This window comes from Pseudomonas japonica (assembly GCF_900188455.1).
GTDB lineage: Bacteria > Pseudomonadota > Gammaproteobacteria > Pseudomonadales > Pseudomonadaceae > Aquipseudomonas > Aquipseudomonas japonica.
Genome location: NZ_FZOL01000006.1, coordinates 22,289 through 34,490, shown reverse-complemented (window position 1 = coordinate 34,490; position 12,202 = coordinate 22,289). Strand labels below are relative to the sequence as shown.

General features: G+C 63.8%; 15 protein-coding genes. 7 read left to right on the top strand and 8 right to left on the bottom strand.

Annotated elements, in window-relative coordinates:
- Nucleotides 1-254 precede the first annotated feature (254 nt).
- The 4 genes from phhA to CHB99_RS30325 all read left to right on the top strand — a co-directional run bounded on the left by phhA (nucleotide 255) and on the right by CHB99_RS30325 (nucleotide 2,970).
- Nucleotides 255-1,043, top strand: coding sequence for a phenylalanine 4-monooxygenase (gene phhA / locus CHB99_RS09370; RefSeq protein WP_042124463.1), 789 nt, complete (start codon nucleotides 255-257; stop codon nucleotides 1,041-1,043).
- Between the two features lie 40 nt (nucleotides 1,044-1,083).
- Complete coding sequence (locus CHB99_RS09365; RefSeq protein WP_042124462.1) at nucleotides 1,084-1,440, top strand: 4a-hydroxytetrahydrobiopterin dehydratase; 357 nt, start codon at nucleotides 1,084-1,086, stop codon at nucleotides 1,438-1,440.
- The gene (locus CHB99_RS09360; protein WP_042124460.1) at nucleotides 1,440-2,633 is read left to right on the top strand and encodes an amino acid aminotransferase; all 1,194 of its coding nucleotides are present in this window, start codon (nucleotides 1,440-1,442) and stop codon (nucleotides 2,631-2,633) included. Before CHB99_RS09365 ends, CHB99_RS09360 begins: the two co-directional genes overlap by 1 nt.
- A gap of 205 nt (nucleotides 2,634-2,838) precedes the next feature.
- Nucleotides 2,839-2,970: a hypothetical protein gene (locus tag CHB99_RS30325; RefSeq protein ID WP_281177136.1), complete on the top strand. Its 132-nt coding sequence runs from the start codon at nucleotides 2,839-2,841 to the stop codon at nucleotides 2,968-2,970.
- A gap of 70 nt (nucleotides 2,971-3,040) precedes the next feature.
- Here CHB99_RS30325 and cysC read toward each other — a convergent pair whose 3' ends face one another.
- The 8 genes from cysC to CHB99_RS09320 form a co-directional block, all read right to left on the bottom strand.
- A complete protein-coding gene (cysC, locus tag CHB99_RS09355) occupies nucleotides 3,041-3,640 on the bottom strand; it encodes an adenylyl-sulfate kinase (RefSeq protein WP_042124458.1) in 600 nt (199 codons plus the stop codon).
- A gap of 17 nt (nucleotides 3,641-3,657) precedes the next feature.
- The gene (gene arfB / locus CHB99_RS09350) at nucleotides 3,658-4,071 is read right to left on the bottom strand and encodes an alternative ribosome rescue aminoacyl-tRNA hydrolase ArfB (protein WP_042124456.1); all 414 of its coding nucleotides are present in this window, start codon (nucleotides 4,069-4,071) and stop codon (nucleotides 3,658-3,660) included.
- A gap of 169 nt (nucleotides 4,072-4,240) precedes the next feature.
- Entirely contained in the window at nucleotides 4,241-5,656 is a 1,416-nt protein-coding gene (locus CHB99_RS09345; protein ID WP_042124455.1) for an amino acid permease, read from the bottom strand.
- Between the two features lie 705 nt (nucleotides 5,657-6,361).
- On the bottom strand, nucleotides 6,362-7,420 hold the full coding sequence (rluB, locus tag CHB99_RS09340) for a 23S rRNA pseudouridine(2605) synthase RluB (RefSeq protein WP_042124453.1): 1,059 nt from the start codon (nucleotides 7,418-7,420) through the stop codon (nucleotides 6,362-6,364).
- Nucleotides 7,421-7,567: 147 nt separating this feature from the next.
- Nucleotides 7,568-8,368 (bottom strand): SMC-Scp complex subunit ScpB, encoded by an 801-nt coding sequence (gene scpB, locus CHB99_RS09335; protein ID WP_042124451.1) that lies wholly within the window; start codon nucleotides 8,366-8,368, stop codon nucleotides 7,568-7,570.
- Between the two features lie 14 nt (nucleotides 8,369-8,382).
- Nucleotides 8,383-9,213: a segregation and condensation protein A gene (locus CHB99_RS09330; RefSeq protein ID WP_042124449.1), complete on the bottom strand. Its 831-nt coding sequence runs from the start codon at nucleotides 9,211-9,213 to the stop codon at nucleotides 8,383-8,385.
- A complete protein-coding gene (locus CHB99_RS09325; protein ID WP_089266488.1) occupies nucleotides 9,210-9,839 on the bottom strand; it encodes an L-threonylcarbamoyladenylate synthase in 630 nt (209 codons plus the stop codon). Before CHB99_RS09325 ends, CHB99_RS09330 begins: the two co-directional genes overlap by 4 nt.
- Nucleotides 9,840-9,852: 13 nt before the next feature.
- Nucleotides 9,853-10,716, bottom strand: coding sequence for a PHP domain-containing protein (locus CHB99_RS09320; RefSeq protein ID WP_042124444.1), 864 nt, complete (start codon nucleotides 10,714-10,716; stop codon nucleotides 9,853-9,855).
- A gap of 67 nt (nucleotides 10,717-10,783) precedes the next feature.
- Here CHB99_RS09320 and CHB99_RS09315 point away from each other — a divergent pair, with 67 nt between their 5' ends.
- The 3 genes from CHB99_RS09315 (at nucleotide 10,784) to CHB99_RS09305 (ending at nucleotide 12,198) form a co-directional block, all read left to right on the top strand.
- Nucleotides 10,784-11,380 (top strand): septation protein A, encoded by a 597-nt coding sequence (locus CHB99_RS09315; protein ID WP_042124441.1) that lies wholly within the window; start codon nucleotides 10,784-10,786, stop codon nucleotides 11,378-11,380.
- 1 nt (nucleotide 11,381) lies between these two features.
- Nucleotides 11,382-11,681: a YciI family protein gene (locus CHB99_RS09310; RefSeq protein WP_042124439.1), complete on the top strand. Its 300-nt coding sequence runs from the start codon at nucleotides 11,382-11,384 to the stop codon at nucleotides 11,679-11,681.
- Nucleotides 11,682-11,805: 124 nt separating this feature from the next.
- Nucleotides 11,806-12,198, top strand: coding sequence for an SH3 domain-containing protein (locus CHB99_RS09305; RefSeq protein WP_042124437.1), 393 nt, complete (start codon nucleotides 11,806-11,808; stop codon nucleotides 12,196-12,198).
- Nucleotides 12,199-12,202: the final 4 nt, after the last annotated feature.

The window sequence follows — 12,202 nt, the reverse complement described above, 5'->3', positions numbered from 1 at the left end:
AGGAATGCGGCGAATTTTCTGTGGGTACGCCGGAAATTCTGTAAATAATACGTTACAAAAACCGCCTTTCCCAGCCATCGCCGGTGGCGGATTCAGGCGATCCCGCCAATTCCGTAAAACCTGCGTTACAGAAACCGCCTGCCGCGCCGCCGTTCAGCCCCGTCCATGGGCTGCAAATCCGACGGCCAGCGGCTATCTCTAAGGGCATGGCGCAAGCCGCACACAACAATAAAAGCCCTCAGCAGGAGAGCAGCATGAAACAGACGCAGTACGTGGCCCGTGAGCCCGATGCGCAGGGTTTTATCGATTACCCGCCGCAGGAGCATGCGGTGTGGAATACCCTGATCACCCGTCAGTTGAAGGTGATCGAGGGTCGCGCGTGCCAGGAATACCTGGACGGCATCGAACAGCTGAACCTGCCCCACGACCGCATTCCGCAGCTCTCGGAAATCAACGCGGTGCTGGGCGCCACCACCGGCTGGCAGGTTGCCCGGGTGCCGGCGCTGATCCCCTTCCAGACCTTTTTCGAACTGCTGGCCAGCAAGCGCTTTCCGGTCGCCACCTTCATCCGTACCGAGGAAGAACTCGACTACCTGCAGGAACCGGACATCTTCCACGAGATCTTCGGCCACTGCCCGCTGCTGACCAACCCGTGGTTCGCCGAATTCACCCACACCTACGGCAAGCTCGGCCTGGCCGCGACCAAGGAACAGCGCGTGTACCTCGCCCGCCTGTACTGGATGACCATCGAATTCGGCCTGATCGATACCCCGCAGGGCCGCAGGATCTATGGCGGCGGCATCCTGTCCTCGCCGAAGGAGACCGTCTACAGTCTTTCCGACGTGCCGGAACATCAGCCGTTCGATCCGCTGGAAGCCATGCGCACCCCGTATCGCATCGACATCCTGCAACCGGTGTATTTCGCCCTGCCGAACCTCAAGCGCCTGTTCGACCTGGCCCACGAAGACATCATGGGCATGGTCCAGCACGCCATGCAGCTCGGCCTGCACGCGCCGAAGTTTCCACCCAAGGCGGCCGCCTGAGCCGCCCTGCACACCTATAACAATCGACTGGAAGAAATCTATGACCGCCTTGTCCCAAGCCCACTGCGAAGCCTGCCGCGCCGATGCGCCACAAGTCAGCGACGACGAACTGCCGGAACTGCTGCGCATGATTCCTGACTGGAACATCGAAGTCCGCGATTCGATCATGCAGCTGGAGAAGGTCTACCTGTTCAAGAACTTCGCCCATGCCCTGGCCTTCACCAACGCCGTCGGCGCCATCTCCGAAGCCGAAGGCCATCACCCGGGCCTGCTGACCGAATGGGGCAAGGTCACCGTGACCTGGTGGAGCCACTCGATCAAAGGCCTGCACCGCAACGACTTCATCATGGCCGCGCGCACCGACGAGGTCGCCAAGACCGCCGAAGGCCGCAAGTGATGCATTTCCAGGCCATCACCCGGGTACCGGGCGACCCGATCCTCGGGCTGATGGAGGCTTACGCCAAGGATGCCAATCCGGCGAAGTTCGACCTGGGTGTCGGCGTGTTCAAGGACGCCCAGGGCCTGACCCCGGTACCCGCGGCGGTCAAGCAGGCGGAACAGCGCCTGGTCGAGCGTCAGTTGAGCAAAAGCTATGTCGGCGGTCATGGCGATGTCGCCTTCGGCCGTCTGCTCTGCGAGCTGGTCCTGGGCGAGCACTCGCCCTTGCTCGGCGAACAGCGCGCTGGCGCGACCCAGACACCTGGCGGCACCGGCGCCCTGCGCCTGGCTGCCGAGTTCGCCAGGCAGTGCCTGCCCGGCCGCGGCATCTGGCTGAGCAACCCGACCTGGCCGATCCACGAAACCCTGTTCGCCAGTGCCGGGCTCAAGGTCAACCATTACCCCTATGTCGGCGCGGACAACCGCCTCGATGTTCCCGGCCTGCTCGCCGCACTGGAACAGGCGCCGCAGGGCGATATCGTCCTGTTGCACGCCTGCTGCCACAACCCGACCGGTTTCGACCTGACGCAGGACGACTGGCGCGCGGTACTGGACGTGGTCAAGCGGCGCTCACTGCTGCCGTTGATCGACTTCGCCTACCAGGGCTTCGGCGACGGACTGGAAGAAGATGCCTGGGCGGTGCGGCTGTTCGCCGCCGAACTGCCCGAACTGCTGATCACCAGTTCGTGCTCGAAGAACTTCGGCCTGTACCGCGAACGCACCGGCGCCCTGCTGGTGTGCGGCGCGGATGCGCAAAAGCTGCTGGATGTACGCAGCCAGCTGGCGTTCATCGCGCGCAATCTGTGGTCGACGCCACCGGATCATGGCGCGGCGGTGGTGGCGGAGATTCTCGGCGACCCGGCGTTGAAGCGCCTGTGGATCGAAGAGGTCGAGACCATGCGCCAGCGGATCGCGCGATTGCGCTGCGGGCTGGTGCAGGCCCTGGCACCGCACGGATTGAGCGAGCGCTTCGCGCATATCGCCGAGCAGCACGGGATGTTCTCCTATACCGGGTTGTCGCCGGAGCAGGTCAAGGCGCTGCGGGAACGGCACAGTGTGTACATGGTCGGTACCGGCCGGGCCAATGTGGCCGGGGCGGACGAAAGCCGTCTGGATGTGCTCGCGGCAGCCATTGCCGACGTCTGCCGGTAACGGCTGACGACCCCCATCGCTGGCGGCGTTCCGCTTGCCGGCGATGGGGCCAGTAAGGTCCCCCCTGATGTTGTAAATTTCCTACCAGTCAGCAGGAAAAACTCAATCTGTCATCCAGACTGCTGTATCCTGCCCCCGGCTTCACCGGAGCCACGCGTACTGTGTGCGTGAACTTCCCACCTACGACCTTGCGAGGAACGACGAGATGCACGAAATCCCGAATCTTCCCTTCCCAAGCCTGAACTACGTCGAGCAGAAGCCGGCCCCCCACAACGCCGAACCCGCCCAGTCGGCGGAACCCCAAGGCGATGAAAACCCGAGCGCCGACCAGGAATAAAACGCGCGAAACAGGACGTGTGAAAACCTCGGTTACCGGGGGACCACCTCACCAACCGGTTTTCACACGCTCAAGAAGCCCCCGCCCCACGCACCCGCGCCAGCAACTGCTCCAGACAATCCTCCAGCGCCACTTCGGCGGTATTCAGCGCCAGCTCCGGCTGCAGCGGTGACTCGTAGGGATCGTCCACCCCGGTAAAACCACTCAGCACCCCGGCCCGCGCCTTGCGGTACAGCCCCTTGGGATCGCGCTCCTCGCAGACGTGCAACGGCGCACTGACGTGAATCTCGTGAAACCGCTCCGCACCGATGATCCGCCGCGCCGTCTCGCGATCACGCTGATAAGGCGAGATGAACGCCGCCATCACCACCAGCCCGGCCTCGTTCATCAAGCGCGCCACCTCGGCGACCCGGCGGATGTTCTCGGCGCGGCTGCGCGCGTCGAAACCCAGGTCGCTGCACAGTCCGTGACGGATATTGTCGCCATCCAGCACGCAGCAGCCGACACCCTGCCCGATCAGCAGGCGCTCCAGTTCGAACGCCAGGGTGCTCTTGCCCGAGCCGCTGAGCCCGGTGAACCACAGGGTCAGCGGTCGCTGGCCGTTGGCATTGCGCCGGACGGCCGGCTCGAGGGCGGTGGGGTGCCAGGTCAGATTCCGTTCACGGGCCATGGGTGTCCTTGTGCGTATCAGTAGTTGATCTTGCCGCGCCCCGCCTTGATCGCCCCGCGCTTGCTCTTGGTATCGAGGCGGCGGGTCTTGGAGCCCAGGGTCGGCTTGGTCGGGCGGCGTTTCTTTTCCACCTTCACCGCGGCCAGGATCAGCTCGCGCAGGCGCTCCAGGGCGTCGGCGCGGTTCTGTTCCTGGGTGCGATATTGCTGGGCCTTGATGATGATCACCCCGTCGCGGGTGATGCGGCTGTCGCTGAGCTGGAGCAGGCGCTCCTTGTAGAACGGCGGCAGCGACGAGGCCTGCGTGTCGAAACGCAGGTGCACGGCGCTGGAAACCTTGTTGACGTTCTGCCCACCGGCGCCTTGCGCGCGAATGGCGTTCAACTCGATTTCTTCGTCGGGGATGTGCACTGCGTTGGAGAGGACCAGCATGGGAAACGCCTGGGGTGTGATAGGCGTCAGGATACTCCGAGTTGCCAGTATTGGGGCCGCTTTGCGGCCCTTTCGCGGGCAAGCCACGCTCCTACCGGGAAATTACGCGCGCACATCCGGCGGATTTTGCGCGCCCAACCCTGTAGGAGCTGGCTTGCCTGCGAAGGACTTACTTGACCGCCGGACTCACCACGACAGGCGCTCCGGCCCGCTTGCCCTTGATCAAGTAGCACACCCACATCACCCCCAGCCACACCGGAATCGCATACACCGACTCGCGGATACCCGGGATCATCAGCATGATGCCGAGGATCAGCACCACGAACGCCAGGCAGATGTAGTTGCCATACGGGTACCACAGCGACTTGAACAGCGGCTTCTGACCGGTGCGGTCCAGGTGCTGGCGGAACTTCAGGTGCGAGTAGCTGATCATCGCCCAGTTGATCACCAGGGTTGCCACCACCAGCGACATCAGCAGTTCGAGTGCGTTGTGCGGCATGAAGTAATTGAGCAGCACCGCCACCAGGGTCACCGCCGCCGAGACCAGGATCGAACGCACCGGCACACCGCGCTTGTCGATCTTCGCCAGGCCGGCCGGGGCATCACCCTGCTCAGCCATGCCATAGAGCATCCGCGCATTGCAGTAGGTACCGCTGTTGTAGACCGACAGTGCCGCGGTCAGAACCACGAAGTTGAGCAGGTGTGCCGCGGTGTTGCTGCCCAGCATCGAGAACACCTGGACGAACGGGCTGCCGCTGTAGGAGCCGCCGGCCGCGTCGATATTAGCCACCAGGCTGTTCCACGGGGTCAGCGACAGCAGGACCACCAGGGCGCCGATGTAGAAAATCAGGATGCGGTAGATCACCTGGTTGATGGCTTTCGGGATCACGGTCTTCGGCTTGTCGGCCTCGGCCGCGGTGAAACCGAGCATTTCCAGGCCGCCGAAGGAGAACATGATGAACGCCAGGGCCATGACCAGGCCGTTGATGCCATTCGGGAAGAAACCGCCGTGCTCCCACAGGTTGCTCACCGAAGCGTCAGGGCCGCCGCTGCCGCTGACCAGCAGGTAGCTGCCCAGCCCGATCATGCCGACGATGGCCAGGACCTTGATGATGGCAAACCAGAACTCAGCCTCGCCGAACACCTTGACGTTGGCCAGGTTGATCGCGTTGATCAGGATGAAGAACGCCGCCGCCGTGGCCCAGGTCGGGACTTCCGGCCACCAGAAATGGATGTACTTGCCGACCGCGGTCAGCTCCGACATGCCCACCAGGATGTACAGCATCCAGCAGTTCCAGCCCGACAGGAAACCGGCGAAACCGCCCCAGTACTTGTGCGCGAAATGACTGAAGGAACCGGCCACCGGCTCTTCGACGATCATTTCACCGAGCTGGCGCATGATCATGAAGGCGATGAAGCCGCAGATGGCGTAACCGAGAATCATCGACGGACCCGCCGATTTCATCACGCCGGCCGAGCCGAGGAACAGGCCGGTGCCGATGGCACCGCCAAGGGCGATCAACTGGATATGGCGATTTTTCAGGCCGCGCTTGAGCTCACCTGAATGCGGAGTTTGTCCACTCATGAACGAAGTCACCTGTTGTTTTTATCTGTGACGGGATCGGACCCACCACGCTCGTGGCGCGGCGGAATTGGCAAGGGGTGGTTACCTTGGGGCGCGAGCCTGGGCTGTTCGCTCCGGGCAGGGCCCCGGAATGTCAGCCTGGCATCGGCCAGGGTGCGCGGTACGCAAGAAGGTCACAGGTAAAACGCGGCGCACTGTATACCCTTGCATTGACGCAGGGGTCAACACACCGCGTAACGTTCTGATAACGGCACGCAGCGTTCCGACGGGAGAAATGAAACCTGGGGGAGTGAATGGCGTACATCGCGCCCTCCGTTTTTGTTCTGTCTTCTGCCCCGCTTCGTGGCGGGTCAGGCACTTGGCTGTGGGCGCCATGACACCCGGTTTACAGGGGTTGCGGCAAGGTATTGACGTGAGCGTAAAGAGGCTTGGCGGGGGATTTTCGGCAAGGAATGTTTACAGCTTGGGGAGACTCTTGAATCGACCGGATAAGCGGGGCGGCCCAGTAACAAAATATTTACAAGCTGGTCGAAAATATTTCCAGAAGGACAGTTTTTGCATAAGCCGACAGGGCCTCATCGCGGGCAACGCCCGCTCCCACAAGGTTCGGCGTTGTACAAAAGGCCCGTGATGAGGCCCTCAAGCCCGCCACATTTCCAGCAGGCACAAAAAAGCCAACCCGAAGGTTGGCTTCTTGCACATCACTCACTCGCTGCGCGGTTTGCCCCGCCCGTTGCCCGGGCCAGGACGCTTGCCTGCCCCGGTCGGCGCCGGTTTGCGGCGCACGTCACTCGGACGCTCTGCCACGGTGCTGCGCCCCTTGCGCGGTGCTTCGTCGCGCGACTGACGGGCCGGACGCTCGTCGGCATCGCGAGCCGGACGCAGGGTACGCACGCGCTCGCCACGACCGATCGGCTTGCTCGATTTGCGCTGCATGCGCTCCAGCTTTTCCTTGGTCTTGGCGTTCATCTGCGGCATCGCTACCGGCGTCAGCCCCACCTCGGCGGCGAGAATGTCGATTTCGCCTTGGCTCATTTCGCGCCAGCGCCCCATCGGCAGGTCGGAATTGAGGAACACCGGACCGAAACGCACGCGCTTCAGGCGGCTCACCACCAACCCCTGGGACTCCCACAGGCGCCGGACTTCGCGGTTGCGCCCTTCCATCACCACGCAGTGATACCAGTGGTTGAAACCTTCGCCACCCGGTGCCTGCTGGATATCGGTGAAACGCGCCGGACCGTCCTCGAGGACCACGCCTTCCTTCAGGCGCGCGATCATGTCTTCGTCGACTTCGCCCCGCACGCGCACGGCGTACTCACGGTCCATCTCGAAGGACGGGTGCATCAGGCGGTTGGCCAGTTCACCGTCGGTGGTGAACAGCAACAGGCCGGTGGTGTTGATGTCGAGGCGGCCGACGTTGATCCAGCGGCCTTCCTTCGGCCGCGGCAGGCGGTCGAACACGGTCGGACGGCCTTCCGGATCGTCACGGGTGCAGATCTCGCCGTCGGGCTTGTTGTACATGATGACGCGGCGCACGCTCTCGGCGCTTTCCTCGCGCTTGATCAGGCGACCATCGACGGAAATCGCGTCGTGCAGGTCGACCCGCTGGCCGAGGGTCGCGGCAACGCCGTTGACCTTGATCCGGCCTTCGCCGATCCAGGCCTCGACGTCGCGGCGCGAGCCGACGCCAATGCGCGCGAGTACTTTTTGCAGTTTTTCGCCGGCCGGACGTGGCGGGCTGTCTTGCAGGTCCTGTTCACTCATCTGGGCACCTCCCGGTGTAGGAAATCGAATCTGGGTTTCTGGCATGGATGCCAAAAAGGCCGCGAATCATACGCTGATCGCGGCGCAAACGCATCAGAGCGTAGACCGATTTCCCACATCGCGCCGGCCTTTGCGCCGGGTGGCGCCTCAGTCCCCTGGCGTTCGCGCTTCGGCCTCGGCGGAATCGGTCGCGGAGTCGGTTTCTTCCTCGGCATCCGGAAGGTCGCGCAGGAGATCGTCGAAGTCCGTCTTGAGGCCTTCTTCCATGGCATCCAGCTCGACCAGCAGGCTGCGGAAACTGGTTTCTTCCGCTGGCGGCTGGTCGTCCGGGTCGGCGCTGGCGTCGGCCAGGGCCTGCAGATGTGCAGGTACCGGCAGGTCGTCGAGGTCCACCGGCGCCATCGGCGACGGCTCCATTTCCCGCAGTTCGGCCAGCGACGGCAGCTCGTCGAGACTCTTCAGGTTGAAGTGGTCGAGGAAAGCCTTGGTGGTGGCGAACATCGCCGGGCGCCCGGGTACCTCGCGGTAGCCGACGATACGCACCCACTCGCGCTCCAGCAGGGTCTTGATGATGTTGCTGTTGACCGCCACGCCGCGCACATCCTCGATCTCGCCGCGGGTGATGGGCTGGCGATAGGCGATCAGCGCCAGGGTTTCCAGGAGGGCGCGGGAATAACGCTGCGGACGCTCCTCCCACAGGCGGCCGACCCAGGGCGCATAGTCCTCGCGGATCTGCAGGCGGTAGCCCGAAGCCACTTCCTTGAGTTCAAAAGCCCGCCCCTCGCAGGATTCGCGAAGGATCTCCAGGGCTTCCTTGAATACCGGGGATTCGGGGCGCTCGGCCTCCTCGAAGAGTTCGAACAGCCGTTCCAGTGATTGCGGTTTGCCAGAGGCCAGGAGGAAGGCTTCCAGCAGGGGCGCCAGGTCATGGGGGTCAGTCAGGTTCATTGCGTTGCTCGTGGTTACTCTGCCCGGGCCCGGACGTGGATCGGCGCAAAGGCCTCATTCTGCACCAGTTCGACCAGTTGTTCCTTGACCAACTCGAGAACGGCCATGAAGGTCACCACCACCCCGAGCCGCCCCTCCTGCGCCGAGAACAGCTCGACGAAAGGCACGAAGCCAGCGCCGCGCAGGCGCTCCAGCACTTCGCTCATGCGTTCGCGGGTGGACAACGCCTCGCGGCTGACCTGGTGGCTTTCGAACAGGTCGCTGCGCCGCAGCACCTCGGCCATGGACATCAGCACTTCTTCCAGGATCACATCCGGCAACAGCTTGCGCGCCTTGGCGTGGGGCGCGTCGAGACGCGGCACGATGACATCGCGGCCGACCCGGCTGAGCCCGTCGATATCCTCGGCGGCGGCCTTGAAGCGTTCGTACTCCTGCAGGCGACGGATCAACTCGGCGCGCGGGTCGTCTTCTTCTTCCTCGGCGCTCTCGCTGCGCGGCAGGAGCATGCGCGACTTGATCTCGGCGAGCATGGCCGCCATCACCAGGTACTCGGCGGCCAGCTCCAGGCGCACGGTCTTCATCAGCTCGACGTAGCCCATGTACTGGCGGGTGATTTCCGCCACCTGGATGTCGAGGATGTCGACGTTCTGCTTGCGAATCAGGTACAGCAGCAGGTCCAGCGGCCCCTCGAAGGCTTCGAGAAACACCTCCAGGGCGTCCGGCGGGATGTACAGGTCCACCGGCATTTCGGTCATGGCCTGGCCGTAGACCATCACCAGCGGCAGTTCCTGCTGGGCGCCGGCCTGGGGATCGACCGGCGCATCCACGGTTTCCACCGCGCTCACGCTTCGACCATGAAGGGCGTCGGATCGCCGCAGCCTACCCGCACCACCTCCGGCTCGCCTTCGGCCAGGTTGATCACGGTGGAGGCCTTGAGGCCACCGAAGCCACCATCGATGATCAGGTCGACGTGATGTTCCAGGACCTGGCGCATCTCGTAGGGATCGGTCATCGGCTCGTCATCGCCGGGCATGATCAGGCTGACGCTCATCAGCGGCTCGCCCAGCTCTTCGAGCAGGGCCAGGGCGATCGGGTGATCCGGCACGCGCAGGCCGATGGTGCGGCGCTTGTCGTGCAGGAGCAGGCGCGGCACTTCGCGGGTGGCGTTGAGGATGAAGGTGTAGGGCCCGGGCACATGGGCCTTGAGCAGGCGGAAGGCAACGGTATCGATCTTGGCGAACAGCCCCAGTTGCGACATGTCGCAGCAGATCAGGGTGAAATTGTGGTTCTTGTCCAGCTGACGCAGGCGGCGCACCCGCTCGATGGCAGCCTTGTCGCCGATCTGGCAACCCATGGCGTAGGAGGAATCGGTGGGAAACACCACCACCCCGCCCTTGCGGATGATCTCCACCGCCTGTTTTATCAGGCGCGGCTGGGGATTCTCCGGATGTATCTGGAAAAATTGACTCACGTTGTCTTCCTGTTCAGACGTCCGCGGATGGCTGCTCATGTTTGAATCGACGCCAAAGAGGCGGCAGATCCTCCGGCAGGGGCCGGTAGACACCGATTTCGGACCAGGTGCCCGGGCCATGGAAGTCACTGCCAGCGCTGGCCAGCAGGCCAAATTCACGGGTCAGGATGGACAAGGTGCCGACCTGTTCCGCCGGCTGCATGCCATTGACGACTTCCAGCGCCTGGCCCCCCGCTTGAATATAGTCGGCAATCAGCCGTCGGCGCTTGCTGCGAGTCAGTTCGTAGTGCATGGGATGGGCCAGGCTGACCCAGGCACCGGACTTGCGCAGGGTCTCGACGGTGTCGTCGAGGGTCGGCCAGTGCAGTTTCACATCGCCCAGCTTGCCGGCACCGAGCCACTTGCGAAACGCCTCGGCGCGGTCCTTGACGTAGCCGGCGCTGATCAGGAAATCGGCGAAATGCGGGCGCGCCGGGGCATTGCCACTGTCGCCCAGGGCCTGCTGGATCGCCCGTGCGCCTTCCAGCGCGCCAGGCATGCCCTTGGCCGCCAGGCGCCGGGAGATTTCCTCGGCGCGCAGCCAGCGCCCGCGGTGCAGCGACTCGACCGCCGCCAGCAGTGGCGGCGCATCCAGCGGGAAGCCGTAGCCGAGTACATGGATGGTGATGCCCGACCAGGTGCACGACAACTCGATGCCGCTGATCCACTGCATGCCGCGCTCGTGCATGGCTTGCCGGGCTTCGAGCTGGCCTTCGAGGGTATCGTGGTCGGTGAGTGCCATGGTCCGTACGCCCTGTTCATAGGCGCGGGCAACCAGTTCGGTGGGGGTCAGCGAGCCGTCCGACGCGGTGCTGTGGCAGTGCAGATCAACATTCATGGGGTGAAGCTTTTCCTCTCATTGAGGTTTGTTATTATGCCGGGACATCCCGCTCCTGGCTGCCACTGTGAAACAATTCATCGATTTCATCCCGCTCCTGCTGTTCTTCATCGTCTACAAGATCGAGCCGCGCCTCGTCGAGGTCGCCGGCCAGAGCTTCAATCTGGGCGGCATCTACAGTGCCACGGCGGTGCTGATCATCAGCTCGCTGGCGGTCTACGGCGCCCTGTTCATTCGGCAGCGCCGCCTGGAAAAAGGTCAGTTGCTGACCCTGGTGGCGTGCCTGGTGTTCGGCGGCCTGACCCTGGCCTTCCACAGCGAAACCTTCCTGAAATGGAAGGCACCGGTGGTCAACTGGCTGTTCGCCGTGGCCTTCCTCGGCAGTCATTTCGTCGGCGACAAGGTGCTGATCAAGCGCATCATGGGCCACGCCCTGAGCCTCCCGGACGCCGTCTGGACCCGTCTGAACCTGGCCTGGATCGCGTTCTTCCTGATCTGCGGCGCGGCCAACCTGTTCGTCGCCTTCACCTTCCAGGACATCTGGGTCGACTTCAAGGTATTCGGCAGCCTGGGCATGACCGTGCTGTTCCTGGTCGGCCAGGGCGTCTACCTGTCCCGCCACCTGCACGACAGCGATCCCACCACTCCCAAACCCGAGGAATGACATGCTCTACGCCATCATCGCCACCGATGTCGCCAACTCGCTGGAAAGCCGCCTGGCCGCCCGTCCGGCGCATCTGGAGCGCCTGCAGCAGTTGAAGGCCGAAGGCCGCATCGTGCTGGCCGGCCCGCATCCGGCCATCGACAGCAACGATCCAGGCGCCGCCGGCTTCAGCGGCAGCCTGATCGTCGCCGAGTTCGAGTCGCTGCAGGCAGCAAAGGCCTGGGCCGATGCCGACCCGTACATCGCCGCCGGCGTCTACGACAACGTCATCGTCAAGCCCTTCAAGCAAGTCCTGCCGTGATCCCGACGACGCGCCGGCCAGCGCCGGCGCGTCGCCTGCCGCTTTTAATCCGCGCCATTGCTCATTATTCTCATCGCGCTGCCGACAACTTCCTGAACATTCGTCTTGAATTACAGGAGTTACGATGCGTCAAGGTCCGTTGTCCCTGCTGCTGTGCCTGTTGCTGCTGAGCCCGCTCGCCCAGGCCGAGGAATCCACCCCGCTGTCGCTCAGCGCCGGCGCCCAGATCACCGAACTGCAACAGCGTCTGCAGGACAGCGAACGCCAGCGCGAAGCCCTGGCCCAGCAACTGCAGAACGCCGACAACGAACGCGAAAGCGCGCAATTGAGCCGTCTGCGCCAGGAGAACCAACGCCTGAAGATGGCCCTCAAGGAAGCCCAGGCCAGCGTCAGCCCGCGACTGCTGAGCGATCAGCAGCAATGGTTCGTGACGGGTGGCGCGGTTGCCCTGGTCGCCCTGCTCTGCGGTATCTTTGCCAGCGGCAGCCACAGAAGGCGCAAGCAATGGTTGAATTGAGTGA

Excerpts from the sequence above, each read along its gene's own strand:
- phhA (WP_042124463.1), top strand. The coding sequence starts at position 255 with ATGAAACAGACGCAGTACGTGGCCCGTGAGCCCGATGCGCAGGGTTTT.
- CHB99_RS09365 (WP_042124462.1), top strand. The coding sequence starts at position 1,084 with ATGACCGCCTTGTCCCAAGCCCACTGCGAAGCCTGCCGCGCCGATGCG.
- CHB99_RS09360 (WP_042124460.1), top strand. The coding sequence starts at position 1,440 with ATGCATTTCCAGGCCATCACCCGGGTACCGGGCGACCCGATCCTCGGG.
- CHB99_RS30325 (WP_281177136.1), top strand. The coding sequence starts at position 2,839 with ATGCACGAAATCCCGAATCTTCCCTTCCCAAGCCTGAACTACGTCGAG.
- cysC (WP_042124458.1), bottom strand. The coding sequence starts at position 3,640 with ATGGCCCGTGAACGGAATCTGACCTGGCACCCCACCGCCCTCGAGCCG.
- arfB (WP_042124456.1), bottom strand. The coding sequence starts at position 4,071 with ATGCTGGTCCTCTCCAACGCAGTGCACATCCCCGACGAAGAAATCGAG.
- CHB99_RS09345 (WP_042124455.1), bottom strand. The coding sequence starts at position 5,656 with ATGAGTGGACAAACTCCGCATTCAGGTGAGCTCAAGCGCGGCCTGAAA.
- rluB (WP_042124453.1), bottom strand. The coding sequence starts at position 7,420 with ATGAGTGAACAGGACCTGCAAGACAGCCCGCCACGTCCGGCCGGCGAA.
- scpB (WP_042124451.1), bottom strand. The coding sequence starts at position 8,368 with ATGAACCTGACTGACCCCCATGACCTGGCGCCCCTGCTGGAAGCCTTC.
- CHB99_RS09320 (WP_042124444.1), bottom strand. The coding sequence starts at position 10,716 with ATGAATGTTGATCTGCACTGCCACAGCACCGCGTCGGACGGCTCGCTG.
- CHB99_RS09310 (WP_042124439.1), top strand. The coding sequence starts at position 11,382 with ATGCTCTACGCCATCATCGCCACCGATGTCGCCAACTCGCTGGAAAGC.
- CHB99_RS09305 (WP_042124437.1), top strand. The coding sequence starts at position 11,806 with ATGCGTCAAGGTCCGTTGTCCCTGCTGCTGTGCCTGTTGCTGCTGAGC.